The 24,827-nt window shown below is 68.9% G+C and carries 27 protein-coding genes; 22 read left to right on the forward strand and 5 right to left on the reverse strand.

All coding sequences use genetic code 11. The features are described 5' to 3' along the window. The first annotated feature begins 99 nt into the window (after positions 1 to 99). From hisD to AB0J95_RS29795, 5 genes are read left to right on the forward strand one after another with little or no spacing between them, the layout of a single operon-like run. A complete protein-coding gene (gene hisD / locus AB0J95_RS29775) occupies positions 100 to 1,422 on the forward strand; it encodes a histidinol dehydrogenase (RefSeq protein ID WP_364764903.1) in 1,323 nt (440 codons plus the stop codon). After that, a complete protein-coding gene (locus AB0J95_RS29780) occupies positions 1,419 to 2,504 on the forward strand; it encodes a histidinol-phosphate transaminase (protein ID WP_364764906.1) in 1,086 nt (361 codons plus the stop codon). Before hisD ends, AB0J95_RS29780 begins: the two co-directional genes overlap by 4 nt. Then, entirely contained in the window at positions 2,501 to 3,100 is a 600-nt protein-coding gene (gene hisB, locus AB0J95_RS29785; protein WP_364764909.1) for an imidazoleglycerol-phosphate dehydratase HisB, read from the forward strand. The genes AB0J95_RS29780 and hisB overlap by 4 nt, the downstream gene beginning before the upstream one ends. Continuing rightward, on the forward strand, positions 3,100 to 3,255 hold the full coding sequence (locus tag AB0J95_RS29790; RefSeq protein WP_364764912.1) for a hypothetical protein: 156 nt from the start codon (positions 3,100 to 3,102) through the stop codon (positions 3,253 to 3,255). The genes hisB and AB0J95_RS29790 overlap by 1 nt, the downstream gene beginning before the upstream one ends. Positions 3,256 to 3,306: 51 nt before the next feature. After that, on the forward strand, positions 3,307 to 3,792 hold the full coding sequence (locus AB0J95_RS29795) for an SRPBCC family protein (RefSeq protein WP_364764915.1): 486 nt from the start codon (positions 3,307 to 3,309) through the stop codon (positions 3,790 to 3,792). On the opposite strand, the gene AB0J95_RS29800 is transcribed toward AB0J95_RS29795, so the two are convergent. Further along, on the reverse strand, positions 3,752 to 7,396 hold the full coding sequence (locus AB0J95_RS29800) for a COR domain-containing protein (RefSeq protein WP_364764918.1): 3,645 nt from the start codon (positions 7,394 to 7,396) through the stop codon (positions 3,752 to 3,754). The two genes, AB0J95_RS29795 and AB0J95_RS29800, sit on opposite strands and share 41 nt — an antisense overlap. 49 nt (positions 7,397 to 7,445) lie before the next feature. Between AB0J95_RS29800 and hisH the strand changes: the two genes are divergently transcribed. Genes hisH through priA form a run of 3 tightly spaced genes read left to right on the forward strand, consistent with a single transcriptional unit; the run spans position 7,446 to position 11,000 of the window. Beyond that, a complete protein-coding gene (hisH, locus tag AB0J95_RS29805; protein WP_364765487.1) occupies positions 7,446 to 8,069 on the forward strand; it encodes an imidazole glycerol phosphate synthase subunit HisH in 624 nt (207 codons plus the stop codon). Between the two features lie 54 nt (positions 8,070 to 8,123). Continuing rightward, a complete protein-coding gene (locus AB0J95_RS29810) occupies positions 8,124 to 10,208 on the forward strand; it encodes a hypothetical protein (protein WP_364764920.1) in 2,085 nt (694 codons plus the stop codon). A 45-nt stretch (positions 10,209 to 10,253) separates the two neighbouring features. Next, positions 10,254 to 11,000 (forward strand): bifunctional 1-(5-phosphoribosyl)-5-((5-phosphoribosylamino)methylideneamino)imidazole-4-carboxamide isomerase/phosphoribosylanthranilate isomerase PriA, encoded by a 747-nt coding sequence (gene priA / locus AB0J95_RS29815; RefSeq protein ID WP_364764923.1) that lies wholly within the window; start codon positions 10,254 to 10,256, stop codon positions 10,998 to 11,000. On the opposite strand, the gene AB0J95_RS29820 is transcribed toward priA, so the two are convergent. Then, on the reverse strand, positions 10,951 to 11,631 hold the full coding sequence (locus tag AB0J95_RS29820; protein ID WP_364764925.1) for a Clp protease N-terminal domain-containing protein: 681 nt from the start codon (positions 11,629 to 11,631) through the stop codon (positions 10,951 to 10,953). The genes priA and AB0J95_RS29820 overlap by 50 nt on opposite strands. Positions 11,632 to 11,728: 97 nt before the next feature. On the opposite strand from AB0J95_RS29820, the gene AB0J95_RS29825 reads away from it, so the two are divergent. The 4 genes from AB0J95_RS29825 to AB0J95_RS29840 are packed head-to-tail and all read left to right on the forward strand — an operon-like array spanning position 11,729 to position 14,112. Beyond that, positions 11,729 to 12,442 carry an ABC transporter ATP-binding protein gene (locus AB0J95_RS29825; protein WP_364764928.1) on the forward strand — a complete coding sequence of 238 codons (714 nt, stop codon included), beginning with the start codon at positions 11,729 to 11,731 and terminating at the stop codon, positions 12,440 to 12,442. Next, complete coding sequence (locus AB0J95_RS29830; RefSeq protein WP_364764931.1) at positions 12,439 to 13,164, forward strand: ABC transporter permease; 726 nt, start codon at positions 12,439 to 12,441, stop codon at positions 13,162 to 13,164. The genes AB0J95_RS29825 and AB0J95_RS29830 overlap by 4 nt, the downstream gene beginning before the upstream one ends. 14 nt (positions 13,165 to 13,178) lie before the next feature. Further along, positions 13,179 to 13,724, forward strand: coding sequence for an MOSC domain-containing protein (locus tag AB0J95_RS29835; RefSeq protein WP_364764934.1), 546 nt, complete (start codon positions 13,179 to 13,181; stop codon positions 13,722 to 13,724). A 1-nt stretch (position 13,725) separates the two neighbouring features. Next, positions 13,726 to 14,112, forward strand: coding sequence for a PPOX class F420-dependent oxidoreductase (locus AB0J95_RS29840; protein WP_364764937.1), 387 nt, complete (start codon positions 13,726 to 13,728; stop codon positions 14,110 to 14,112). A 2-nt stretch (positions 14,113 to 14,114) separates the two neighbouring features. Here AB0J95_RS29840 and AB0J95_RS29845 read toward each other — a convergent pair whose 3' ends face one another. Together AB0J95_RS29845 and AB0J95_RS29850 are read right to left on the reverse strand one after the other, a co-directional pair. Further along, on the reverse strand, positions 14,115 to 14,936 hold the full coding sequence (locus AB0J95_RS29845; protein ID WP_364764940.1) for a helix-turn-helix domain-containing protein: 822 nt from the start codon (positions 14,934 to 14,936) through the stop codon (positions 14,115 to 14,117). A gap of 191 nt (positions 14,937 to 15,127) precedes the next feature. Further along, complete coding sequence (locus AB0J95_RS29850; RefSeq protein ID WP_364764943.1) at positions 15,128 to 15,709, reverse strand: TetR family transcriptional regulator; 582 nt, start codon at positions 15,707 to 15,709, stop codon at positions 15,128 to 15,130. Positions 15,710 to 15,739: 30 nt separating this feature from the next. Here AB0J95_RS29850 and hisF point away from each other — a divergent pair, with 30 nt between their 5' ends. From hisF to AB0J95_RS29870, 4 genes are read left to right on the forward strand one after another with little or no spacing between them, the layout of a single operon-like run. Then, positions 15,740 to 16,501: an imidazole glycerol phosphate synthase subunit HisF gene (hisF, locus tag AB0J95_RS29855; protein ID WP_364764946.1), complete on the forward strand. Its 762-nt coding sequence runs from the start codon at positions 15,740 to 15,742 to the stop codon at positions 16,499 to 16,501. Beyond that, positions 16,498 to 16,842: a hypothetical protein gene (locus tag AB0J95_RS29860; protein ID WP_364764948.1), complete on the forward strand. Its 345-nt coding sequence runs from the start codon at positions 16,498 to 16,500 to the stop codon at positions 16,840 to 16,842. The genes hisF and AB0J95_RS29860 overlap by 4 nt, the downstream gene beginning before the upstream one ends. After that, positions 16,839 to 17,177: a phosphoribosyl-AMP cyclohydrolase gene (gene hisI, locus AB0J95_RS29865; protein WP_364764951.1), complete on the forward strand. Its 339-nt coding sequence runs from the start codon at positions 16,839 to 16,841 to the stop codon at positions 17,175 to 17,177. The genes AB0J95_RS29860 and hisI overlap by 4 nt, the downstream gene beginning before the upstream one ends. Continuing rightward, complete coding sequence (locus AB0J95_RS29870; protein ID WP_364764952.1) at positions 17,147 to 17,896, forward strand: DUF3592 domain-containing protein; 750 nt, start codon at positions 17,147 to 17,149, stop codon at positions 17,894 to 17,896. The genes hisI and AB0J95_RS29870 overlap by 31 nt, the downstream gene beginning before the upstream one ends. Here the strand turns inward: AB0J95_RS29870 and AB0J95_RS29875 are convergent. Beyond that, positions 17,872 to 18,471 (reverse strand): TetR family transcriptional regulator, encoded by a 600-nt coding sequence (locus AB0J95_RS29875; RefSeq protein WP_364764954.1) that lies wholly within the window; start codon positions 18,469 to 18,471, stop codon positions 17,872 to 17,874. The two genes, AB0J95_RS29870 and AB0J95_RS29875, sit on opposite strands and share 25 nt — an antisense overlap. 96 nt (positions 18,472 to 18,567) lie before the next feature. Between AB0J95_RS29875 and AB0J95_RS29880 the strand changes: the two genes are divergently transcribed. From AB0J95_RS29880 to lgt, 6 genes are all read left to right on the forward strand, one after another. Next, the gene (locus AB0J95_RS29880) at positions 18,568 to 20,109 is read left to right on the forward strand and encodes an anthranilate synthase component I (protein ID WP_364764956.1); all 1,542 of its coding nucleotides are present in this window, start codon (positions 18,568 to 18,570) and stop codon (positions 20,107 to 20,109) included. Further along, positions 20,106 to 20,732, forward strand: a complete 627-nt coding sequence (locus tag AB0J95_RS29885; RefSeq protein ID WP_364764959.1) for a Trp biosynthesis-associated membrane protein — start codon at positions 20,106 to 20,108, stop codon at positions 20,730 to 20,732. The genes AB0J95_RS29880 and AB0J95_RS29885 overlap by 4 nt, the downstream gene beginning before the upstream one ends. Positions 20,733 to 20,847: 115 nt before the next feature. After that, on the forward strand, positions 20,848 to 21,657 hold the full coding sequence (trpC, locus tag AB0J95_RS29890; protein WP_364764961.1) for an indole-3-glycerol phosphate synthase TrpC: 810 nt from the start codon (positions 20,848 to 20,850) through the stop codon (positions 21,655 to 21,657). Continuing rightward, positions 21,654 to 22,889: a tryptophan synthase subunit beta gene (gene trpB / locus AB0J95_RS29895; RefSeq protein ID WP_364764964.1), complete on the forward strand. Its 1,236-nt coding sequence runs from the start codon at positions 21,654 to 21,656 to the stop codon at positions 22,887 to 22,889. The genes trpC and trpB overlap by 4 nt, the downstream gene beginning before the upstream one ends. Next, positions 22,889 to 23,677, forward strand: coding sequence for a tryptophan synthase subunit alpha (gene trpA, locus AB0J95_RS29900; RefSeq protein ID WP_364764966.1), 789 nt, complete (start codon positions 22,889 to 22,891; stop codon positions 23,675 to 23,677). The genes trpB and trpA overlap by 1 nt, the downstream gene beginning before the upstream one ends. 51 nt (positions 23,678 to 23,728) lie before the next feature. Then, a complete protein-coding gene (lgt, locus tag AB0J95_RS29905) occupies positions 23,729 to 24,799 on the forward strand; it encodes a prolipoprotein diacylglyceryl transferase (protein WP_364764969.1) in 1,071 nt (356 codons plus the stop codon). Positions 24,800 to 24,827: the final 28 nt, after the last annotated feature.

Consider the following 24,827-nt stretch of genomic DNA (forward strand, 5'->3'; position numbering starts at 1 on the left):
CTCTCGAGTCAGCCTATTCGTAATATTCGCAATATTCGAAGCAAACGCAACATGATGGCACGGAAATACCGTTCGGTGGGGCCCTCTACCCTTGAGGCCATGCTCAGCCGTATCGACCTGCGTGGACGTACCCCGTCGCCCGCCGAGTTGCGGGCCGCCCTGCCACGGGCGGAGACCGACGTGGACGCGGTGCTGGACCGCGTCCGGCCGGTGGTCGAGGCGGTGCACAGCCGGGGTGTCGAGGCGGTGCTGGAGTTCACCGAGCGCTTCGACGGGGTGCGGCCGGATGCCGTGCGGGTCTCCACAAATACGCTGGTCGAGGCCGAGAAAGGGCTGGCCCCGGAGGTGCGGGAGGCGCTGCTGGAGGTGATCGCGCGGACCCGGAAGGTGCACGCGGACCAGCGGCGGACCGAGACCGTGACGAAGGTGGCCGACGGCGGCACGGTGACGGAGCGGTGGGTGCCGGTGCGGCGTGTGGGGTTGTACGCGCCGGGTGGGTTGGCGGTGTACCCGTCGACTGTGGTGATGAACGTGGTGCCCGCGCAGATCGCGGGGGTGGAGTCGCTGGTGGTGTGCTCGCCGCCGCAGGCCGATCACGGTGGGTTGCCGCACCCGACGGTGCTGGCCGCCTGCGCGTTGCTCGGTGTGGATGAGGTGTGGGCGATCGGGGGCGCTCAGGCGGTGGCGATGCTCGCGTACGGCGGCACGGACACCGACGGCGGCGAGCTCAAGCCGGTGGACATGGTGACCGGCCCGGGCAACATCTACGTGACCGCGGCCAAGCGCTTGCTTCGCGGCGTCATCGGGATCGACGCCGAGGCCGGGCCAACGGAGATCGCGATCCTGGCCGACGAGACGGCCGACCCGGTGCACGTGGCGGCCGACCTGATCAGCCAGGCCGAGCACGACCCGCTCGCGGCGAGCGTCCTGGTGACCACCTCCGAGGATCTCGCGGACGCGGTGGACCTTCAGCTCAAGCGCCTGGTCGGCGCGACCAAACACCGCGAACGGATCGGTACCGCGTTGTCCGGCAAGCAGTCCGGCTGCGTCCTGGTGTCCGATGTGGACGCCGGTCTGGTCGTTGTGGACGACTACGCCGCGGAGCACCTCGAAATCCAGACCGCGAACGCCAGTGAGGTGGCCCGCCGGGTGCGGGCCGCGGGCGCGGTGTTCGTCGGCGCCTACTCGCCGGTGTCCCTTGGGGACTACTGCGCGGGGTCGAACCACGTGCTGCCAACGGGTGGCTGCGCCCGGCATTCGTCGGGTCTCTCGGTGCAGACGTTCCTGAAGGGCATCCACATCGTGGACTACTCGAAGGACGCGCTCCGGGAGGTGGCGAGCAAGGTGATCGCGCTCGCGAACGCCGAGGACCTGCCCGCACACGGCCAGGCGGTGGCCGCCCGATTCCAGGACGAGGAATGAAGGACGTCAGACTCGAGGATCTCCCGCTGCGCGAGGACCTGCGTGGCCGCACCCCCTACGGTGCGCCGCAGCTCGACGTCGCGGTTCGCTTGAACACCAACGAGAACCCGTACCCGCCGCCGCCCGAGCTGGTCGCGGACGTGGCCCGCTCGGTCGAGGAGGTCGCGCGGGAGCTGCACCGGTACCCCGACCGTGACGCGGTGGCGCTGCGCACGGATCTCGCGGAGTACATTTCGGACTCCACCGGTTACTCGGTGACCGCCGGGAACCTGTGGGCCGCCAACGGTTCGAACGAGATCCTGCAGCAGATCCTGCAGGCGTTCGGCGGTCCGGGGCGGGTGGCCGTAGGGTTCGAACCGTCGTACTCGATGCACCCGATCATCGCCTCGGGCACGCGGACGGAGTGGGCCCCGGCCCCGCGCCGCGCGGACTTCTCGCTCGACGTGGATCAGGCGCTGACCGTCCTGCTGGAACGCCAGCCGGATGTCACGTTCATCACCAGCCCGAACAACCCGACCGGGCAGGCGATCCCGCTCGCCGATCTGACCACCTTGGTCACCAAGGCGCCCGGAATCGTCGTGGTGGACGAGGCGTACGAGGAGTTCTCCGACCAGCCCAGCGCTGTGTCCCTTTTGGACGAGTTCGGCCACAAGATGATCGTGTGCCGCACGATGAGCAAGGCGTTCGCGTTCGCCGGTGGCCGCCTCGGGTACCTCATCGCGGCGCCCGCTGTGGTCGACGCGCTGCAGCTGGTGCGGTTGCCGTACCACCTGTCGTTGCTGACCCAGGCGGCCGCGCGGGCGGCGCTGCGGCACGCGGACCAGACGCTCGAGTCCGTTCACAAGCTCGTCGCCGAGCGGGAACGGGTGATGAAGGCGTTGCGGGACATGGGGTTCCAGGTCGTGCCGAGTGACGCGAACTTCGTCCTGTTCGGACTGTTCGAGCCGGGCGCCTGGCAGTCCTATTTGGACCGTGGCGTGCTGGTCCGGGATGTCGGCATTCCCCGGCACCTGCGCGTCACCATTGGCACCCCGGCCGAGAACGACGCGTTCCTGGCCGCCAGTAAGGAGATTCTCGCGTGAACCGGATCGGCAAGATCGAGCGGACCACCAAGGAGTCGTCGGTCCGCGTGGAGATCGACCTGGACGGCTCGGGCAAGCTGGACATCGGCACCGGCGTGCCGTTCTACGACCACATGCTCACCGCCTTCGGCGCGCACGGGTCGTTCGACCTGGTCGCCCGGGCCACCGGCGACGTCGAGATCGACGCGCACCACACCGTCGAGGACACCGCGATCGTGCTCGGCCAGGCGATCCGGGAAGCGTTGGGGGACAAGGCGGGCATCCGCCGGTTCGGCGACGCCTGGATCCCGATGGACGAGACACTGGCGCACGCCGCGGTCGACGTCTCGGGCCGCCCGTACTGCGTGCACGTGGGCGAGCCGGAGCAGTTCAACACCTTCACCATCGGTGGGAACTACCCGTTCGTGCTCAACCGGCACGTGTTCGACTCGCTGGCCTTCCACGCCGGCATCGCGCTGCACATCCGGGTGATCCACGGCCGGGATCCGCACCACATCACCGAAGCCCAGTTCAAGGCGGTCGCCCGCGCGCTGCGGGCGGCCGTCGAGCCGGACCCACGCGTCAGTGGCGTCCCCTCCACGAAGGGTGTCCTGTAGTGCCCAAGGAGATCGCGGTCATCGGCCTGGTCGTGCTGGCCGGGTTCCTCGTCGGCGGGGTGTACGCGGCCTGGAAGACCGCCAAGGTTTTCGCCGTGCTGCTCGGGTTGCTGGCCGCGCTGGCCATCGGCGGAGCGGTCGCCTGGATGCTGTAGGTGCGGTAGGGTTCGCGCGCCAGGGGGTGAGTGAGACCTCAAGGAGCGGACATGGCCGGCCAGTTCGAGGCGTCAGTGGAGATCGACCGCCCGGTCGAAGAGGTGTTCGCCTACTTGGCGGACGGCACCAACGACCCCCAGTTCAGCCCCCGCGTCCTGCGGATCACCAAGGAACCGGCCGGTGAGACGGCGGTGGGCACGGTCTTCACCAGCACGGTGAAGGACGCGGGCATGAAAACGAACCGCCAGATCAAGATCACCGAGTTCGTGCCGAACACCAAACTGCGCTGGACCGAGACCTCGAAGAACATCGTGACGTCCAAGGAAGGCGGCTACGACTTCGAGTCCCTTGAGGACGGTCGCACCCGGCTGCGGATCTTCAACGAGCTGGAAGGCCACGGCTTCGGCAAACTGATCGTGGGCTTCGCGCTGAGCCAGGCCCGCAAGGACGCACCGGCGTTCGGCCGGCGCATCAAGACCGCGGCGGAAGCGGCGATCAGTAAGCCCGCAGATGCTGAGGGCACAAGTACAGAGTGAGCCCCTCCGGGGTGGTCGTCCTGGACAGGCCACCCCACCCCCGTTGCGGATCCAGCTCGGTCAGCATCCCTTCAAGAACCCGGAAGTCCGCCTCCGTCTCGGCGCGCTTTCCCAGTCCCTCGAGGGCATCGTCGTCGTCCAGCTCACCGGGCAGCTTCGCGATCAGCTCCTTCATCAGGTCGCAGTCGGACTTGAGCTGCTCGCTGAGCTGGTCGACGGTGATCCCCAGCACCGGCTTGACCAGCGGGGCGGCGTACTGCATGACCTTGATCAACCCCGTCAGATAGGGCCCGGCCGTCCGGAACCACTTCTTGGGCTGTTTGATCTCGTAGACGCCCTGCGGCTCAGGCAACCGATGCCAAGCCCCCGGCTCCTCGCAGTACAACCGCAGCTCGTACCCGGTGCTGGCGATCTTGTTGTGCACCGGCACCAACGCGAAAACGCTGGGGCACCTGGTTTCCTGCTGCCGCTGCAGGAGGTGTTGCAGCCGCATGAACATCAGCTGGTGATACTCGGCCTGCTGGGCGAGCCGGTCGCCGACCTCCTCCAGCATCCGTACGATCTGGTCCGGCTGCGACGGAACCAGTCCAAAGAGGAGCGAACGCACGTCGACGTCCGCGTAGGACTTCGGGCACTCGATGGTGTACTTCGGCGGAGTGCGGTTGATGCGCCGGTTGAGGTCCTCGTAGTCGTAGCGATGGGTGCAGTCCGGCGTGCACGAACAGGGCACCTGCCGCTCGATGCGCAGACCCGGGTAACGCTCGAGTGTCCGGTTGAGACCCTCGTCGAGCAGGTTGAAGAACGCCGCGGGTTGCGTCCCCTTCACAGTCAGCTCGACGGTCTTGCGATGGGCGTCCGCCCGTACCAGCGCCTTGCGCCCCTGATGCTCCAGCACCGCCCCGGTGCGCCAGTGCGTGTTCGTGGAGAACCGGTGCGACCGCGCGATGAACCACGTGGGAATGCCCGGCGGCATGGTGTTCAGCCGGTAGATGACCCGGATCTGCTGTCCCGGGAACGAATCCCACTCGGCCTGGTACTCGGGAGCGTTCCAGGGCAACCGCTCCACGACCAGACTGACGTCCCCGGCGTGGTCGATCCGGTACGACAGGTCGTACTTGTCCATCATGCCAAGGAAGTGCTCGTGCAGCCCGCGATCGAGATCTGCCCACAACTCGTTGAGGTGCCGCCGTCCCAGCAGACCATGCCGGTCGGCGACATCGTGGCTGTCCAGGACTTTGCTGATGTACTCGTTGACCCACGTCGGCCGCAGCACAACGGTCTGACTCAGCTCGGGATCGTCCCGGTAGTACAGGATCTGCCCCAGTTCGTGCAAAGCGACAGCCAGGTAGTCCTGCTGCGCGCGGTCCGGGACCCCCGCCTTCGCGACGACCTGCCGCATCTGCTCGGGCGTGACATGCTTGTGCCCCGAGGAAAGCAGCGCGTCGACCGCGTGCAGCCAGACAGTCGGCCACTCGACACCCATCAACGGCAGGCCGGCGGCTTCCCAGGCGACCCGGTCGTACAGCGCCGGAACTCCCTCGCGGGTCGCGTTGTCGACCGCGAAACTGGCCACGATCCGCGGGTATTCGCGCCGCAGATCGTCCAGTGGGAGATCCGCGGGCCGGTCGCCGAGATGGGTCGCCACCAGGATGATCGGCGACTCAGGGGCCCGTGCGCCGATGATGTCGAGCCAGTAGCGCAACCGCCCCTGTTCCCAGCCCAGCCGCGAGTTCCAGAGCAGCACGAACAACGACCGGTTGGTGAGAAAGAACTGGTGGGTCGCGTGGTAGATCTGCTGGCCACCGAAATCCCAGGCGCTGAGGTTCATCTGGACGTGTCCCAGCTGCGGGTGCGGCACGTCCAGGTCGTGCACCCGCATCCCGTGGGTGGACTGCTCGGCCGGATCATGAGGAAGCCCGGACAGCGCCTTGACCAGCGAGGTCTTTCCCACCCCGCCCTCGCCGACCACGAGCAGTTTCGACTGCCAGAGCTGGGTGGCGCCATCCCGGCGCGCCCGCAGGAAGGCGAGGATGGAGGGGACGCCGGCCGCGACGATCTCCGGCGGCGGACTTTCCAGTGGATTGCCACCCACAGTGAGCCGGCGGAGCCGGCGCAGGTTCGCGATCCAGTCCGGCAGGTCGGTCAGCCCGTTGTGGAAAAGCTCCAGCTCGGCGAGCTGCGTCAGCCTGGCCATGCCGTCCGGGAATGACCTGATCCTGTTCTTTGATATGCGTAGATAGCTGAGTTCGGTAAGGTTCGGAGTCGTATCGGGTAGCGATTCGATATCGTTGTTCTCGACGTTCAGGTTGAACAGGTTGTGCAGTTCACCCAGCGATTCCGGTAGCGCGGTCAGTCGATTGTGCCCGGCGTACAGTGACCTGAGGTCGCGCAGACTGCCGATGTCATCGGGCAACTGGTCCAGCCGGTTGCGCTGGGCGTTGAGGATGGTCAGGTTCGACAGCCGGGTGAGGCTCGCGGGAAGTGCCTCGATGAGGTTGTCGCTGATGTCGAGGCGGGCCAGGTTGACCAGACCGCCGATCGTCTCCGGCAGCTCAAGCAGCTGGTTGCGGGACACCAGGAGCGTGGTGAGCTCACGGAGCTCGCCGAGCGAGGACGGGACCGACCGGAGGCGGTTCGCGGTGAGGTCGAGGAATCGCAGATCCCGCAGTTGCCCGAGCCGTTCCGGTATCGTCCGAACACTGCAGTAGGCGATGTTCAGCGTCCTGAGACTCACCAGCGATGAGAACCATTCGGGTAGCTCGTGTATGCGGTTTCTGTTCAGGTGCAACGTGGTGATCTGCCGGAATTCAGCCAGCTGTTCGGGGAGTTTGGTGAGGTGGCAGTCCGCGACCGCGAGAGTTGTCAGCCGGGTCATTGTCCACAGCCAGTCCGGCAGGCCGTTGAGCCCATTGCCGTCGACGGACAACTCGGTCAGCGCGGGCAGGTTCACCAGGCTGTCCGGCAGTTCCCGCAAGCCGGCGGCGGCGAGTTGCAGGCATTCCAGCGCGGTCAGATCCTCGATCGAGGCCGGGATCGACTTGAGCGGGTTCCGGCTGAGCCGCAGGGTTTTCAGGGAGCGGATCCGGAGAATGACGTCCGGGAACCCACGGAGGTTGTTCGACCTCAAGTCGAGGCTGGTCAGCGGCAACCGGCCGAACCATTCCGGCAGGGCGCTGAGTGAGTTGTCGCGGGCGCCGAACTCGGCGAGGTCGAGGTCCGCGAGCCAGTCCGGCAGTTCGGTGAGCTCGCGGGAACCGACGGTCAGACGTCGTAGCCTCCTCAAGGAGGACAACCAGTCCGGCAGTCCGTGGGTGCTGCTGTCGGGCAGTTCCAGCACGGTGAGGCCGGTGAGCCGGCGGAGTTGCTTGGGGTCCTGAACCATGGCGTTGCCGTGCAGGGAAAGCACCGACAGATCCGCGAAGCCGCCGATCCAGTCCGGCAGGCCGGACAGCCCGTTGTCGGCCAGATAGAGCTCTTTCAGGCCGGTCAGCATCGCCACTCTTCGTGGCACGTGGCCCAGGCGGAGTCCACTTAGGTCGAGGGAATCGGCACCGGTCGCCAGCGCTTCGTCGATTCGGCGGTGGGCCTCGTCCCTCGGCGTCATGGATGCACAGGATGCCAGCTCGTCCTCCGGCTAGGATTGGGCCGTGCGAGTGGTTGTGCTGGACTACGGATCCGGGAACCTGCGGTCGGCCGAGCGTGCCCTGCAGCGGGTGGGCGCGGATGTTGAGGTGACCGCGGATGTTCAGGCCGCGTTGGACGCGGATGGGCTTGTGGTGCCTGGGGTGGGGGCGTTCGCGGCCTGTATGGCGGGGTTGAAGGGCGTGCGGGGGGATCGGACCATCGGGACGCGGCTGGCCGGCGGGCGGCCTGTGCTGGGGATCTGTGTGGGGATGCAGATTCTTTTCGGGCGGGGGATCGAGCATGGCGTTGAGACTGGTGGGTGTGGTGAGTGGCCTGGGACGGTTGAGCGGCTCGAGGCGGATGTTGTGCCGCACATGGGCTGGAACACGGTGAAGGCGCCCGACGACTCGGTGCTGTTCGCGGGACTCCCAGCCGACGCGCGCTTCTACTTCGTGCACTCGTACGGGGTACGGACCTGGGAGCTGGAGCCGTCCGAGATCCTGGCGCCGCCGCTGGTCACGTGGGCCACGCACGGCTCCGATTTCGTTGCGGCCGTTGAGAACGGACCGCTGTCCGCCACCCAGTTCCACCCGGAGAAGTCCGGCGACGTCGGCGCCACCCTGCTGGAGAACTGGCTCAAATCGCTGGGGTGAACCCCACCCGAACGGCCCTCCCGCGTGGTCCGTCCACAGAGCACGATCATGCCCATGGCGCGCAGCAAGACCGGCCCCGACCCGGTGTCCCGGGCACACGTGCTGGACGCGCTCCTGGATCGAGCTTTGGCCGACCGGGAGGTGATGAGCCAGCTCGACACCATCGACTCCGGCGGGCGGGAAGAGGTCCGCCAGGCGCTGTCCGCCACCGAGGCCGCGATCTTCTCAGCCGCCAGGGACCAGGAGGACCGCTACCGGGCGCTGACCGCACGGGCCGCGCGTGACTGGGGCAAGATCGTCGCCTGGGCCCTGATGGGGCTGGTCTACCTGATCCCCGCGGCGCTCACGCTGCTCGCTCTGTACATGTTCGCCCGGTCGCTGGCCGCCCCATGGCCGGTCGTGACGCTCATCGTGGGTGGTGGCGCGGTGATCGCCGCCGCCGGTGTGCTGGTCGAACTCAGGGTGGCCGGCCAGTCAGAACCCGAGATCACGGCGTTCACCCTCGTCCTGCTCGCGACCGGCGCGCTCGCCTACTTCCTGGGCTACGAGGCCTGGAGCATCCTGATCGCCGTCGGCTCGGTCGTCGTCTTCGGGTTCGTCGCGATTGGCCTGGCGAACCTGTCGGACGTGGTCGAGGAACTGTTCGGTGTGGACACCGCGTCACCGTCCGACGTCGAGTCCGCTTTCGCGGAATGGCGTTCCGCGCTCTACACACTGGGTGTCGTGCCCGCGTTGATCTCGTATGTGAACGTGCGGACCGAGGAGCAGTACTCCATCACGCCGCGGTATCGCGCCGAGTTCCTCTCCCGCGCGGTCGATCCCGCCGAGCTGCACCAACGCACTCCCGCCGGAGCGCGGCTCGCGGAGTACTTCCGCACCCTGCGCAGCGGCAGTTTCGCCATCTCGGGACCTAGGGGCGCCGGAAAGTCCGCGTTGATGGCGGCGTTCTCCCGCGGTATGTACAACGAGTCGCCGCGCCAGGACCTGGTGGTCGCGGTGCTCGCGCCGGTCGAGTACGTCGCCCGGGACTTCATGCTGCACCTGCACATCGAACTGTGCGAGTCGGTGCTGCGCTATGTGGGTGCGGATGCCGGGAAGGACAACGGGCTGCGCAGGTTCGCTCTCCAGCGCCGGGCCGAACTGCGCTACCTGCAGACCGTCCAGGGCGAGCGGTCCGGGAAGATCGGGTTCAGCGGTAGCGAGATCGCGCTGCGCAAGTCGGTCAGCCGGGTCGAACAGGCCAGGACGTTCCCGGAGATCGTCGCTCGGCTGCGGGCCGACCTCGTGGACGTCGCCCAGCGGATCAAGGACGGGCCCGGCGAGCCGCGGGTGATCATCTGCGTGGACGAGCTGGACCGGATCCAGAACGAGGCCAGGGCGGTCGGTTTCCTCAACGAGATCAAGGCCATCTTCCGCGTGCCCAACTGCTACTGCCTGGTGTCGGTGTCCGAGGACGCCATGCACGACTTCGAACTGGCCGGGCTGGGCATGCGCACGGTCATGGACAGCGCGTTCGACGAGGTGCTGTGGGTCGACTACCTGGACTTCGAGCTGTCCAAGCGGTTGCTGGGCAACTACATCGTCGGCCTGTCCGAGCAGTACCTCGCCTTCGCGTACGTCCGGTCGGGCGGCCTGGCCCGGCAGCTGCTGCGGGCCGCGCGCGAGCTGCTCGACTGGGCGGGCAAGGACCAGGCCGACACGCTGTGCACCGTGGTCGGCTCCTTGGTGGCCAACGACCTCCGCCGGGTCACCGAGGCGGTCAAGGGCTCGCTGGTCAAAGTGTCGGACCGGGCGGTGGTGGCGTCACTGGTGCGGGCCCTGGACGCAGCGCCCGGGCAGGTCTCGGAGCCGGGCCTGTTCGACTACGCGGCGAAGCTGAGCTCCTGCACGGTCGGGGATGACATCACCGCCCGGGACCTGCGCGACACCATGACCGCGCAAGCGCTCTACCTCGCCACCGTCACCGGCGTGTTCCGCGACGACCTGGACCGGCAGCGGATGACCACGGCCGGCAAGCCAGGGGCCACGTTCGACGCCCTGGCGCGGATCCGCCGGTACGTCGGGATGAACCCACAGGCGGCCCTGGCGCTGCTTGACGACTTCCGGCCCGAGTGGGGCCTGGCGGCGCTGGGCCGCTAGTCCCGGGGGAGCCGCCGCCCGCGCACGGCAAGTAGAGTCACCGCCGTGACGTTCACGCTGCTCCCGGCCGTCGATGTGGCCGACGGCAAGGCTGTTCGCCTCTACCAGGGCGAGGCCGGCACCGAGACTGGTTACGGCGACCCGGTCGCCGCCGCGCTGACCTGGCAGCGCGACGGCGCCGAGTGGATCCATGTGGTCGACCTGGACGCCGCGTTCGGCAGAGGCAGCAACCGTGAACTGATCGCGAAGCTCGTCGCCGAGGTGGACGTCGCGGTCGAGCTGTCCGGCGGGATCCGGGACGACGAGTCGCTCAAGGCCGCGTTGGCGACCGGCTGTGGCCGGGTGAACCTGGGCACAGCCGCGATCGAGGACCCGGAGTGGTGTGCGCGGGTCATCGGCGAGTACGGCGAGAAGATCGCGGTCGGCCTGGACGTGCGGATCACCGAGGCGGGACACCGGGTCCGCGGCCGCGGCTGGACCAGCGACGGCGGCGACCTCTGGGACGTGCTCGACCGGCTGGACCGGGACGGCTGCGCCCGCTACGTCGTGACCGACGTGGGCCGGGACGGCACCCTCACCGGCCCGAACATCGAGCTGCTCAGCCAGGTCTGCGCCCGCACCGACGCGCCGGTCGTCGCATCCGGCGGGGTGTCCAGTGTGGACGATCTGGTCGCGCTGGCCGGCCTGGCGGCGGACGGCGTTGAGGGCGTGATCATCGGGAAAGCCTTGTACAGCGGGGCTTTCACCCTTCCTGAGGCGCTGGCAGCGACGCGGTCACGGCTTCGGCCGTGATCCCGGGCAGCGTCCCGTCCTCGAGCCCCAGCACGCCGAGCAGCATGTGCTCGGTGCCGATGTAGTTGTGCCCCAGCCGGAGCGCCTGGCGCACGGTCAGCTCCAGCACCTTCTTCGACGCGCCGGAGAACGGGATGTGCTCGCCCGCGAGCTCCTCGGCCGGTGGCCCGAGCTTCTCGGTGACCGAGTCCCGCAGCGTGTCCGCCGACCCGGTCAGCGAAACGATGATCTTCGTGGCCACGCTGTCGGGGTCTTTGAGCATCCCGAGCACGAGGTGCCCCGGTTCGATCGACGCGTGCTGAAGCCGGCGCGCTTCCCCTTGTGACGCAACGGTTGCCGCGCGGGCACGGGGACTGAACCGGGCGAACTGGGTCAGGTCGACGGCGTCGGACTTCGGGTTGAACCGCTTCTGCGCGGCCTGCTTGGTCACGCCCATGTTCTGGCCGATCTCGGTCCAGGACGCCCCGGAGTGCCGCGCCCGGTCCACGAAGTGACCGATCAGGTGATCCGCGAGCTCGCCTAGGTGCTGCGCCAGGTACACGGCGTCACTCAGCTTCTGCAGCGGGTCCCCGTCCGGGTGAAGGTTGTCGATGGTGTCGATGAGGTCGCCGAGTTTCGGAGTCTGAGCCATGCGTCAACTCTAGGTTGACGATGCCGCAATCGTCAACCTCGGGTTGACGCTGAACTCCTCTTGACTTCGATAATTCTCCGGGCGCAGAATTAAACGCATGGTTAATTCTGTCGTGTCGGTGACCGGGCTCACGGTCAAGCGCGGTGGCCGTCCGGTGCTCCGCGGGGTGGATTTCGAGGTCGAGCCGGGCACCGTCACCGGGCTGCTCGGGCCCAGTGGCTGCGGCAAGACGACCCTGATGCGGGCGATCGTGGGGGTGCAGATCGTCGAAGGCGGCACGGTGACCGTGCTCGGCAAGCCCGCGGGCCACAAGGACCTGCGGGACAAGATCGGGTACGCGACCCAGAACCCGGCCCTGTATGCGGACCTCACCGTCACGGAAGCGTTGCGGTACTTCGCTTCCGTGCTCCGGGCGCCCGCCGGGGACGTGCAGCGCGTCATCGGCGAGGTCGGTCTGGGGTCGCACCGCGACGCCATGGTCGGCCAGCTGTCCGGCGGGCAACGATCGCGCGCCAGCCTCGCCGTCGCGCTGCTCGGCACGCCCCAGCTGCTCGTCCTCGACGAGCCGACGGTCGGGCTCGATCCCGTTCTGCGCGAAGAACTCTGGACGCTGTTCCACTCGCTGGCCGCGTCGGGCGTCACCCTCCTGGTGTCCAGTCACGTGATGGACGAGGCCGCACGCTGCCAGCGGCTGCTGCTCATGCGGGAAGGCAGGCTGCTGGCCGACGACACCCCGCTCGGCCTGCGCGAACGCACCCGGACCGCGGACGTCGAGCAGGCGTTCCTCCAGCTGATCAAGGAAACGGTATGAACACGCTCGCGACCGCCCAGCGGCTGCTGCGGCAGCTCAAGCACGACAAGCGGACCGTGGCGATGCTGCTGGCGATGCCGACCCTGCTGATGGTGTTGCTGCGGTTCGTCTTCAACAACGAGATGGCGTTCAGCAAGGCCGCGCCCGCGATGCTCGGCGTGTTCCCGTTCACCATCATGTTCATGATCACCTCGATCACCACGTTGCGCGAACGGACCTCGGGCACGCTGGAGCGGCTGATGACCACGCCGCTGGGCAAGCTCGACCTGCTTTTCGGGTACGCCTTGGCCTTCGGCGTGGTCGCGGTGGTCCAGGTGACCATCGCGACGCTGGTCTCGGTGTGGTGGCTCGGGCTCACCCTGGTCGGTCCACTGTGGATCCTGCTGGTGATCACCGTGCTGGACGCGTTGCTGGGTATGGCGTTGGGGCTGTTCGTGTCCGCGTTCGCCCGCACGGAGTTCCAGGCGATGCAGTTCATGCCGGTGTTCGTGCTGCCGCAGATCCTCCTTTGTGGACTGTTCGTGCCGCGGGAGTCCATGGCGCGGCTGCTGAACTGGCTGTCCGATGTGATGCCGTTGTCGTACGCCGTGGACGCGTTGTTCCATGTGACGTCGTCGACCGAGTTCACCGGCACGCTGTTGCGCAACCTGGTGATCATCGCGGGCTGCGCGCTGCTGGCGTTGATGCTCGGCGCGATGACGTTGCGCCGCCGCACACCGTGACTACCCTGGGAACAGTGACGAATGGGGTTGTCGCGGCCGTGAGCCGCAGCGGTGAGTACACGTTCAGCAAGCCCACGGCCGAGAGCATCACGCTCCTGGCCGGGCTGGGTGTCGAGGGTGACGTGCATCAGGGCGTCACCGTCAAGCACCGGTCGCGCGTGCGGCGGGACCCGAGCCAGCCGAACCTGCGGCAGGTGCACCTGATCCACGCCGAACTGCACGACGAGCTCGCCGAGAAGGGGTTCGCCGTGCAGCCGGGCGAGATCGGCGAGAACGTCACCACCCGGGGGATCGACCTGCTCGGGCTGCCCACCGGGACGCTGCTGCGGCTGGGCGCCTCGGCGGTCGTCGAGGTCACCGGGCTGCGCAACCCGTGCCTGCAGCTCGACGGGTTCCAGCGTGGCCTGCAGAAGGCCGTGCTGGACCGCGACGAGGCTGGCGAACTCGTGCGCAAGGCTGGGATCATGGGCGTCGTGATCGCCGGCGGGGAGGTCCGGCCCGGCGACGAGATCCGCGTCGAACTGCCCGCCGAACCGCACACCCCATTGGAGCCAGTCTGAAGTGGACGATTCACTCGCCCGGCTCGCCGCCGCCAAGTACGTGCTGGTAACGACTTTCCGCAAGGACGGCACCCCCGTCCCCACCCCCGTGTGGGTCGGCCGCGACGGCGACGCCCTGTACTTCTGGAGCGCCCGCAACACCGGCAAGGTCAAACGCCTCCGCCGCGACCCCGCCGTGGAACTCACCGAATGCGACTTCCGTGGGAATCCTTCGGGGCCGACGGTCAAGGCGACCGCGACGCTCATGGATCCCGAGGCCGCCGACCGGGCGCGCAAGGCGCTGGCGCGGAAGTACGGCGTGATGGGGTTCCTGACCGTGTACGGCAGCCGCGTCCGCCGCGGCAAGGACGGCACAGTGTGCTTCGCGGTGACGGAACTGCGGCATTGACATCAGCCGAGCGGGACAATCGTCGCCTGCGTGACCCCGCACGCAGTAGCGAGCGTTTCGATTCGCACGGTAATGCTGGTCGCTCCATTCAATGGCAGCGAAATCGGTTCGAGTTCGTCCACTGTGTAGGTGGTCGTTTTCCCGGCCACGGTAATGGTGTAGCGCAGCCGCGCCTTCATCGGGGAATGTGGATTCCGGCCGATCCTCGCCCGGAATGTAGTGCCGGACACAGTGACGGGGAATGACGCGCTCCGTTTCGCCTCGACGCAGATATCGAGCTCGATGGCCGGGGAGTCGTCGTACCCGAGCCAGCCTGTTCCCTTGCCTGGCGGAGTCGGCGCCGAGGTCGTCGGCATGCTCGGCGGCAGGGCCGCCGGTCGAGTTCCGGCGGAGGCCGGTTGCGGTGGCGGGGACGGCGGGCCGAGATGGCTGGGCGGTGGTGAGGTGACGCGTCCGGTGGCCGGTGGCGGCCCTGGCCGGATGGATGCCGCCGTGATCAGGGGAGCGGCCGGCGACGGAGTGGCCGGATGAGGGGCCTCGGCGAGCACTGTTTCGCGTCCCCTGGGCCGGTCTGCGGTGACCGCGGTGACCGCGGACAAGCCGCCAAGGAGAAAGAGGACGGCGATGCCCCGCTTCATCCATTCGAGCATCTGCCGCCTGCTTATGCCGAGAAATTCGCAGTATTGCTGGATGAAGGGGCCGTCGAGCTTGGATATACCGGATTCTTTGCGGGAAATCGTGCTGACACTGTAGTGCAGGTCGTCGCTGACCTGCTTGAGTGTTTTCTTCCGGCGCAGTCGCGCCTCGCGCATCTCGTCCGCCACGCGCAAACGGTCATCGGTGCAGGTGGTGAGGTCAAGCCGCTTGGGGGGTCGAGCCATGGGTTCCGCATCTTCGAGTGGGGCGGGGTTCGGGGTGGTCCGGACGTTAGGTCATCCGATGCCCCTGGTGTGGTAACCGGGGTCGTCGAGTCGGACAATCGCAAAAACATCGAATGAGTAGTCCATTCGTGTGATCAAAAATCAGGAGTGTCGATGTAGTGCTGGATGACCGGCGCCAGCAGAGCGATGATCTCTTCGTCGGGGGCGCTGGCGAGGGGTTCCAGTTCGACGATGTAGCGGATCATGGCGATTCCGATCATGTGCGAGGCCGCGGCGGCCATGCGCAGGCGGGGGATGCCCAGGCCGTCGGCGACCTTGGCGAGGATGGTGCGGCCGAGGAACTCCAGGAGCATGCGCACGGCCTGCTCGTTGGACACCACCGAGCGCATCAGGGCGAGGAACGGCTCCCGCGACACGGGGTTGCCCCAGACGGTCAGGAAGAACCGGACCATCCGCTCACCGAACTGCTCCCGCGGCCCGTCCAGCAGGGTCGGCACGATCAGCGCGGGGTCCACCGGCAGTCGCAGGGCCGCGACGAACACCCTTTCCTTCGTGCCGAAGAAGTGGTGGATCAGGGCCGGGTTGACCGACGCCTCCGCCGCGATGCCGCGGATCGTGGCGCCGTCGTAGCCCAGGGCGGCGAACTGGGCGCGCGCGGCCGCCAGGATGTGCTCCCGGGTCTCGGTCTGGCCGGGCCGGCGTCCCGCGCGTGCCATGCCCTCCAGCGTGCCACGTAGGCTTTCGGCATGGCGGTAGCGGTACGGGTGATCCCTTGTCTGGATGTCGACGCGGGGCGGGTGGTGAAGGGGGTCAACTTCACCGACCTGGTGGACGCGGGCGACCCGGTGGAGCTGGCCGCCGCCTACGACGCGGAGGGGGCCGACGAGCTGACCTTCCTGGACGTCACGGCGTCCTCTTCGGACCGGGAGACCACCTTCGACGTGGTCCGCCGGACGGCCGAGCAGGTGTTCATCCCGTTGACCGTCGGCGGCGGTGTGCGGGCCGTGGAGGACATCAACCGGCTGCTGCGCGCGGGCGCGGACAAGGTCAGCATCAACACCGCCGCGATCCTCCGGCCCGAGCTGCTCAGCGAGGCGTCGCAACGGTTCGGCGCGCAGTGCATCGTGCTCTCGGTCGACGCGCGGCGGGCCGAGGGCACCGAGTCCGGGTTCGAGGTGACCACCCACGGCGGCCGCAAGGGCACCGGGATCGACGCGGTCGAGTGGGCCCGCCGGGGCCAGGAACTGGGTGTGGGCGAGATCCTGCTCAACTCGATGGACGCCGACGGCACCAAGGCCGGGTTCGACATCGACCTGATCGAACGCGTCCGGTCCGTTGTGGACATTCCGCTGATCGCCAGCGGCGGCGCGGGCGCGGTGGAGCACTTCACCCCCGCGGTGCGGGCAGGGGCGGACGCGGTGCTGGCGGCCAGTGTGTTCCACTTCGGACAGTTGCGGATCGGTGAGGTCAAGGACGCGCTGCGGGCCGACGGGGTGGAGATCCGGTGAGGCCGCCGCTGGAGGTCAAGGTGTCCGCGGGCGTGATCGCCTTGGGCGCCTTGGTTTTCGTCGCGGTCGCGCTGGCATGGGACCAGCAGGCGCTGCGGTTGCCGATCGGCGCGGGCATCCTCGCCGTCGCGGTGTGCGTGGGACTGGTGCTGCGGCTGCGGTTCGTCCGGACCGTCACCATGATCGTGATGGGGCTGTTCGCGTTGGTGCACCTGCTGATCGCGCTCGACGGCGGCCCGTGGTGGATCCGCCTGGTCTCCGGCCTGCTCTGCGCCGCGTACATCTACGTCGCCGTTCTGGTGAACACCGAACCCGCCCGGCACTACCTGGAGCCGAAGTGAGCCTGGACCCGAAGATCGCCGCCCGCCTCAAGCGCACCGCCGACGGCCTGGTGTGCGCCGTCGTCCAGGAACGCTCGACCCGCGACGTCCTGATGGTCGCCTGGATGAACGACGAAGCCCTCGAGCTCACCCTCACCACCCGCAAGGCCACGTACTTCTCCCGCAGCCGCCGGCAACTGTGGGTCAAGGGCGAGACGTCCGGCCACACCCAGCACGTTCACGAGGTCCGCCTGGACTGTGACGGGGATACCCTGTTGCTGGTCGTCGACCAGGTCGACGGCGCATGTCACACGGGGGATCACACATGCTTCGACGCGGATCTGCTGCTCGGCTGACCTTCACCCCCGAGGGCGGGACGGCCAGGGTCCGGGCACTGCGCCGGACCGGGCTGGTGCTCCTGCTCGTCGCGGGCATCCTGCTGATCGGCTTCTTCCTGGCGCTGGAACTCGTGACCAGCGGTGAGGAACAACTGTTCAGGGAAGGGGCCCGCACCCCCGGGGTCGTCACCGAGTACAACCGCTCGGCCAGGGGCGGCGGCACGATGGACGTGCGGTTCGCGATCGACGAGACCGAGCGGGTCCGCACGGTCCGGCTCAACACCAGCAGCCCGCCCTACCAGGTGGGTCAGCAGGTCACGGTGATCTACGACCGGTCCGACCCCGAACGCATCCGCACCGACGCCGAGCAGAACGAGCCGTTCGGGGAGGTGACCCTGCTGATCCTCGCCCTCGTCACCGGGGTCATGCTGCTTCCCGCGGGCCTGGCGGTGTGGCTCCGCTGGGGCGGGCGCTACAGCGAGGCCCGCGACCTCGGCTGGCGCCATGGGCAGGCGTCGATCCGGCTGAAGGGTGGGCGGCGGATCCTCGATGTCCGGCTGGACAACGGAAGGACGCTGTGCCTGCGTGCGTTCTCCCTGCGGGTACGAGGAGGCAGGTTCAATGGAGCCTGGTACAGCGGCGAGGCCGAGGTCCTGGTCGGCGGGGAGGGCCGCGTGGTGCTGTTCGGGGACGGGCCGTTCGTGACCGCGACTCAGGTGATCGACCCGGTCAGGTAGCGCTGGAGGGTCGGCCCGACCGCCGCCACGACCGTGGGGATGTCGGTCGACACCATGGGGTCGAACTTGGCCACGTACCGGACCATGCCGAGGCCGATCAGCTGGCTGGCCACCAGGTTGGCGCGGAACAGCGAGTTGTCCTGGGCGACGCGGTCGGTGACGTGCCGGAAGATGTGGTTCATGAACAGGTCGCGCAGGCCCTCCAGGGCCATCTGGTGACCGGCCACGCTGCGGATCAGGGCGGCGAACTGGCCGCCGCCGGTGGAGTCCCAGACGGTCAGGAACCGGCCCACGACCCGTTCGCCGAGGGTGTCCACCTCGCCGGACACCAGCTCGTTCACGATCACCTCGGGGTCCACCGGTAACTGCAGCACGGCCCGCGCGAACAGGCCCTCCTTGCCGCCGAACCAGTGGTTGACCATGGCGGGATCGACCCCCGCGCGCTTGGCGATGGCCCGGACCGTGGCCCCTTCGTATCCCTGTTCGGTGAACACCTCGCGGGCGGCGTCGAGCAGCGCGGACTTGGTGTCGGCGCCCGCCGGGCGGCGGCCGCGGCGCTTAGTATCCGATGTCACGCCTCCATCATGACCTGGCACGGCCAAGTTTTCAACAAACGCTGAATTTGTCCCCGGTTGAGAATGCCGTTGTCCGCGCCCGGCAGAATGACCGTCATGGCGAGCGTGCTTGGATCAGACATACCCCTGGCCACCGGCATGGGGGAGATCAGCCTCACCCGCGAGCAGTTTCACGCCCTCGCGCCGCACCGCCGGGTCATCCCGGTGGTCCGCAAGGTGCTGGCCGACGCCGAGACACCGGTCGGGGTGTACCGCAAGCTCGCGGGCGACCGGACCGGGACGTTCCTGCTGGAGTCCGCGGAGAACGGCCGGTCGTGGTCGCGCTGGTCGTTCGTGGGGGTGCGCTGCGCCGCGTGGCTGACCGCGTCCGGCGGCGAGGCCAGCTGGTCGGGGACCGTCCCGCACGACCTGATGACCAGCGGCGACCCGCTGGAGATCCTCCAGCACGCGTTCAAGACGCTGCACACCGAGCCGTTGCCCGGGCTGCCCCCGCTGACCGGCGGCATGGTCGGCTACATCGGCTACGACACGGTGCGGCGGCTGGAGCGGCTGCCCGAGCTGGCCGAGGACGACCTCAAGATCCCCGAGCTGGTCATGATGATGGCCACCGATCTGGCCGCCCTCGACCACCACGAGGGCACGATCACGCTGATCGCCAACGCGGTCAACTGGGACGACTCGCCGGAACGCAAGGACGAGGCCTACGACGACGCGGTCGCCCGGCTCAACCGGATGACCGAGCAGCTGTGCACGACCGCCGAGCCGACCGCGATGGTGTTCTCCCGGCCCCGCCCGGAGTTCCGGCGACGGCGCACCCGCGAGGAGTTCGGCGCCGCGGTGGAGACCGCCAAGGAGGCGATCCGCGCCGGTGAGGCGTTCCAGATCGTGGTGTCCCAACGGTTCGAGATGAACACCGAGGCCGATTCGCTGGACGTGTACCGGATCCTGCGGACCACCAACCCCAGCCCGTACATGTACCTGCTGCGGATGGACGGCTTCGACATCGTCGGGTCCAGCCCGGAGTCGCTGGTCACGGTGCGGGACGGGGTGGCGACCACGCACCCGATCGCCGGCACCCGCTGGCGCGGGGTGGACCCCGAGGAGGACGCCATCCTGGAGAAGGACCTGCTCGCCGACGAGAAGGAACGCGCCGAGCACGTGATGCTGGTCGACCTGGGCCGCAACGACCTCGGCCGGGTCTGCTCGCCGGGTTCGGTGCACGTGGTCGACTTCTTCCGGGTCGAGCGCTACAGCCACGTGATGCACATCGTGTCGACGGTGACCGGCAAGCTGGCGCCGGGAAAGACGGCTTTCGACGCGGTGACCGCGTGCTTCCCGGCGGGAACTCTTTCCGGGGCGCCGAAACCCCGTGCGATGGAACTGATCGAGGAGCTCGAACCGGTGCGGCGCGGGTTGTACGGCGGGATCGTCGGGTACATCGACTTCGCCGGCAACGCCGACACCGCGATCGCCATCCGCACCGCGCTGGTGCGCGACGGCGTGGCGTACGTGCAGGCCGGAGCCGGGATCGTGGCCGACTCCAATGCGGGCGCGGAGGACGACGAATGCCAGAACAAAGCGGGCGCGGTGCTCTCGGCGATAGCGATGGCCGGGACGATCAAACCGGCGTCCGGATGAACCAGGACACCAGGCACGGCCGCCTATCGGCCGATCCCGCAACGGCGGAGGCCGCCGCGGACGGTGCCGTGGCAGACGGTGCCGCCGCGGACAGTGCCGCGGCGAACCGTCCACCTGATGACCGTCCACCTGGCAGCCGTTCGGCTGCCGTCGAGGGGGCTGCGGGGGTCCGGCCGGGTAAGCGTCCACTGTGGATCGTGGCCGCGCTGCTCGCCGCGGCGGCAGCGGCATTGTGGGGCGCGTCCCAACTGCCGTGGCCGCAGTCCGCCCCGGCCGCGTTGACGCCGTTGGCACTGGTGGCCCTGGCCGCGATCGCCGGGACGCTGGCCACCAGCGGCCGGGCGCGCCAGTTGGTCGGCATCCTGCTGGCGTTGACCGGGCTGGCCGCCGGGTGGGTCGCGCTGGACGGGCTGGAGCGGGGCGCGGCGGTGTTCGCGCGCGGGCTCGCGCTGCTGGCCGTGGTGGCACTGTGGATCGCCGCCATTGTGCTCGCGCGGGCCGGTCACCGGATGCCGAAGCTGGGCGGGAGCTACCAGACACCCGCGGCGGCCAAGGGCAACGAGACGCCGGACAAGCAACTCTGGCGCGAGTTGTCCGAGGGACGGGACCCCACCGATGGGTGACCCGATGCGCGAGCGTTGCGCCAGCGGGCGCATGCTGAGAGTGCACGGCCGACCCGGTGCCTTATGCCCGTCAGGCACGGGGTTAGCATCAGTGCGGCGGGAAGGGGCATACGCGGTGAGCGTTCTCGAGTCGATAATCGACGGAGTGCGGGAGGACCTCGCGGCCCGCGAGGCGTTGCTGCCGTTCGACGTTCTCAAGGAGCAGGCCGCGAAGGTGGCCCCGCCCAAGGACGTCATGAGCGCGTTGCGGTCCACGGACGTCGGCGTGATCGCGGAGGTCAAGCGGCGCAGCCCATCCAAGGGCGATCTCGCGGAGATCTCCGATCCCGCGGAGCTCGCGGCGGACTACGAGGCGGCCGGTGCGCGCGTGATCAGCGTGCTGACCGAGCAGCGCCGGTTCGGCGGCTCGCTGGCCGACTTCGACGCGGTCCGCGCCCGGGTGGACATCCCGTTGCTGCGCAAGGACTTCATCGTCAGCCCGTACCAGGTGCACGAGGCCCGGCTGCACGGCGCCGACCTGGTGCTGCTGATCGTGGCCGCGCTGGAGCAGAACACGCTGGTCGGCCTGCTCGACCGGGTCGAGTCGCTCGGTATGACCGCGCTGGTCGAGGTGCACAACTCCGAGGAGGCCGACCGCGCGCTGGAGGCGGGCGCGTCGGTGATCGGGATCAACGCGCGTGACCTGCACACGCTGGAGGTCGACCGCGAGGTGTTCATGCGCCTGGCACCCGGCCTGCCGTTCGAGACGGTCAAGATCGCCGAGTCGGGTGTGCGCGGCCCGGGCGACCTGATGGCCTACGCCGGTGCGGGCGCGGACGCGATCCTCGTCGGCGAGGGCCTGGTGACCAGCGGAGACCCCAAGGCGGCGCTGACCAAGCTGGTCACCGCCGGCTCCCACCCCGCTTGCCCGAGGCCGTCACGATGACCGAACAGATGCAGACCGGACACGAGCACGACGCCCACGACCCGGACGAGCGCGGCTACTTCGGCGCGTTCGGCGGCCGGTTCATCCCGGAGGCGCTGATCCCGGCGCTGGACGAGCTGTCAGCCGAGTACGACAAGGCGCGCCAGGACCCCGACTTCGTCAACGAGCTGCTGCGGCTGCTGCGCGACTACGCGGGCCGTCCCTCGATGCTGACCGAGGCGCCGCGGTTCGGCGAGCACGCCGGCGGCGCGCAGATCTGGCTCAAGCGCGAGGACCTCAACCACACCGGCTCGCACAAGATCAACAACGTGCTGGGTCAGGCGCTGCTCACCAAGCGGATGGGCAAGAAGCGGGTCATCGCGGAGACCGGCGCGGGCCAGCACGGCGTGGCCACCGCGACCGCGTGCGCGCTGATGGGCCTGGACTGCGTCATCTACATGGGCGAGGTCGACACCGAGCGGCAGGCGCTGAACGTGGCCCGGATGCGGCTGCTGGGCGCCGAGGTGATCCCGGTGAAGACCGGGTCGCGCACGCTCAAGGACGCCATCAACGAGGCCCTGCGCGACTGGGTGACCAATGTGGACAGCACGCACTACCTGCTGGGCACGGCCGCCGCGTCGCACCCGTTCCCGCTGATGGTGCGCAACTTCCACCGGGTCATCGGCATCGAGGCCCGCGCCCAGATGCTGGACAAGGCGGGCAGGCTGCCGGACGCGGTGACCGCGTGCGTCGGCGGCGGGTCGAACGCGATTGGCATCTTCCACGGGTTCGTCGACGACGAGTCGGTGCGCCTGGTCGGCGTGGAGCCCGCGGGCCACGGCATCGACACCGGTGAGCACGGCGCGACCCTGTCCGAGGGCACGCCCGGCCTGCTGCACGGGTCGCGGTCGTACCTGCTGCAGGACGACGACGGCCAGATCATCGAGGCGTACTCGATCTCGGCGGGCCTGGACTACCCGGGCGTCGGGCCGGAGCACTCGTACCTCAAGGACTCCGGGCGCGCCGAGTACCGCTCGGTCACCGACGCCGAGGCGATGGAAGCGTTCAAGCTGCTGTCGCGCACCGAGGGCATCATCCCCGCCATCGAGTCCGCGCACGCGCTGGCCGGTGCGCTGAAACTCGGCCGGGAACTCGGCCAGGACGGCGTGATCCTGGTCAGCCTGTCCGGCCGGGGCGACAAGGACATGGACACCGCGGCCAAGTTCTTCGGCCTCGTCGATGAGGAGTCCTGATGGGCCGGCTGGATCCGATGTTCGAGCAGACCAGGGCCGAGGGGCGGGCCGCGCTCGTCGGTTACCTGCCCGCCGGGTACCCCTCCGTGCGGGGCTCCGCGGACGCGTTGAAGGCGATGATCGCCGCCGGGTGTGACCTGGTGGAGGTCGGCATCCCGTTCTCCGACCCGGTGATGGACGGCCCGACCATCCAGGCCGCCGCCGAGCAGGCGCTGCGCGGCGGGTTCCGGGTGCGGGACGTGTTCACCGTGGTCGAGTCGGTCGCCGCCGCCGGTGGGCGCGCGGTGGTCATGACCTACTGGAACCTGGTCTACAAGTACGGCGTGGACGCGTTCGCGCGTGACCTCGCGGCCGCGGGCGGGCTCGGCATCATCACGCCGGACCTGATCGCGGACGAGGCCGGCGAGTGGATCGCGGCGTCCGACGCGCACGGGCTGGACCGGATCTTCCTGATCGCGCCCTCCTCCACCGAGGAGCGGATCGTGCGCACGGTCGAGGCGGGCTCGGGCTTCGTGTACGCGTCCTCGGTGATGGGCGTGACCGGTGCCCGCGACTCGGTCGGCTCCGGCGCGGCCGACCTGGTGCGACGCGCCCGCGTGCACACCTCCCTGCCGATCGGGGTGGGCCTGGGTGTGCGCAACGGGGCGCAGGCCGCCGAGGTGGCCGGGTTCGCCGACGCGGTGATCGTGGGTTCGGCGTTCGTGAGCCGGGCGGGTTCGGGTATTTCGGACGTGGAGGAGCTGACCGCGGAGCTGGCGGCTGGTGTCCGTTCCGTCCCGGTCGCATAGGACGCGGGGACCGGTCGCGAGGCGGATTGTGGCGCCCGTTACCGTGTCCGCGTGACCGCAGAACTGCTGGCGAGTTTCCCCAGCCCAAGCCGGGGTGTGTGGGAGATCGGGCCCATCCCGATCCGCGCGTACGCCCTGTTCATCATCGTCGGGATCATCCTGGCCATCTGGTGGGGTGAGAAGCGTCTGCAGGCCCGCGGCGGCCGGGCCGGTGAGGTCATCGACATCGCGGTGTACGCGGTGCCGTTCGGCCTGATCGGTGGCCGGCTGTACCACGTGGCCACCGACTACCAGCGCTACTTCGGGCCGGGCAAGAACCCGGTCGAGGCGCTGTACATCTGGCAGGGCGGCCTGGGCATCTGGGGCGCGATCGCGCTGGGCGGGTTCGGTGCCTGGCTGGGCTGCCGCCGCAAGGGCATCCCGCTGCCGGTGTTCGCCGACGCCGTCGCGCCGGGCATCGTCACCGCGCAGGCCATCGGCCGCATCGGCAACTACTTCAACCAGGAGCTCTACGGCGCGCACACCACCCTGCCGTGGGGCCTCGAGGTGTTCCAGCGGGTCAACTCCGAGGGGCTGCCCGACCAGCTGGGCGGCGTGTCCACCGGGATCCCGCTCCCGGAGAGCCCGGTGCACCCCACGTTCCTGTACGAGCTGATCTGGAACCTGCTCGTGGCGGGCCTGGTCGTGTACGTCGACCGCAAGCTGCGCCTCGGCCACGGCCGCGCGTTCGCGCTGTACGTCGCCGGCTACACCCTCGGCCGCACCTGGATCGAGCTGATGCGCACCGACGACGCCACCCACGTGTTCGGCGTCCGCATCAACGTCTGGGTCTCCATCCTGGTGTTCCTGGGTTCCGTGGCCTACTTCATCGTCGCCCGCTCCAAGGGCCCCCGCGAGGACCTCGCCGCCCTCCGCGGCGATACCCCCACGACCGAAACCCCCGAGCCCACCCCGGAGGCTTCGGACGAGTCCACAGAGGACTCCGCTACCGACTCGGCGGAGGACGACACCGACTCCGACAAGTCCAAGGACGACTCCGAGACCGCCAAGGTCCCCGCGGCCCCCGAGGCCAAGGACGACGAGGACGAACCGGAGAAGCCCAAGCCGGAGTCGAAGGACTGACGGGTCTTTTCCGAAGGCCGGGGTGGCA

Source organism: Actinocrispum sp. NPDC049592 (genome assembly GCF_040675465.1).
GTDB lineage: Bacteria > Actinomycetota > Actinomycetes > Mycobacteriales > Pseudonocardiaceae > Kibdelosporangium.

Coding starts and splice junctions, on each gene's coding strand:
- AB0J95_RS29850 (WP_364764943.1), bottom strand. CDS start 15,709: ATGGCACGCGCGGGACGCCGGCCCGGCCAGACCGAGACCCGGGAGCAC.
- AB0J95_RS29800 (WP_364764918.1), bottom strand. CDS start 7,396: ATGACGCCGAGGGACGAGGCCCACCGCCGAATCGACGAAGCGCTGGCG.
- AB0J95_RS29870 (WP_364764952.1), top strand. CDS start 17,147: ATGCTTCGACGCGGATCTGCTGCTCGGCTGACCTTCACCCCCGAGGGC.
- trpB (WP_364764964.1), top strand. CDS start 21,654: ATGACCGAACAGATGCAGACCGGACACGAGCACGACGCCCACGACCCG.
- AB0J95_RS29810 (WP_364764920.1), top strand. CDS start 8,124: ATGGCGCGCAGCAAGACCGGCCCCGACCCGGTGTCCCGGGCACACGTG.
- AB0J95_RS29795 (WP_364764915.1), top strand. CDS start 3,307: ATGGCCGGCCAGTTCGAGGCGTCAGTGGAGATCGACCGCCCGGTCGAA.
- trpA (WP_364764966.1), top strand. CDS start 22,889: ATGGGCCGGCTGGATCCGATGTTCGAGCAGACCAGGGCCGAGGGGCGG.
- hisF (WP_364764946.1), top strand. CDS start 15,740: ATGGCGGTAGCGGTACGGGTGATCCCTTGTCTGGATGTCGACGCGGGG.
- hisD (WP_364764903.1), top strand. CDS start 100: ATGCTCAGCCGTATCGACCTGCGTGGACGTACCCCGTCGCCCGCCGAG.
- AB0J95_RS29885 (WP_364764959.1), top strand. CDS start 20,106: ATGAACCAGGACACCAGGCACGGCCGCCTATCGGCCGATCCCGCAACG.
- AB0J95_RS29830 (WP_364764931.1), top strand. CDS start 12,439: ATGAACACGCTCGCGACCGCCCAGCGGCTGCTGCGGCAGCTCAAGCAC.
- AB0J95_RS29880 (WP_364764956.1), top strand. CDS start 18,568: ATGGCGAGCGTGCTTGGATCAGACATACCCCTGGCCACCGGCATGGGG.
- AB0J95_RS29820 (WP_364764925.1), bottom strand. CDS start 11,631: ATGGCTCAGACTCCGAAACTCGGCGACCTCATCGACACCATCGACAAC.
- AB0J95_RS29780 (WP_364764906.1), top strand. CDS start 1,419: ATGAAGGACGTCAGACTCGAGGATCTCCCGCTGCGCGAGGACCTGCGT.
- AB0J95_RS29825 (WP_364764928.1), top strand. CDS start 11,729: ATGGTTAATTCTGTCGTGTCGGTGACCGGGCTCACGGTCAAGCGCGGT.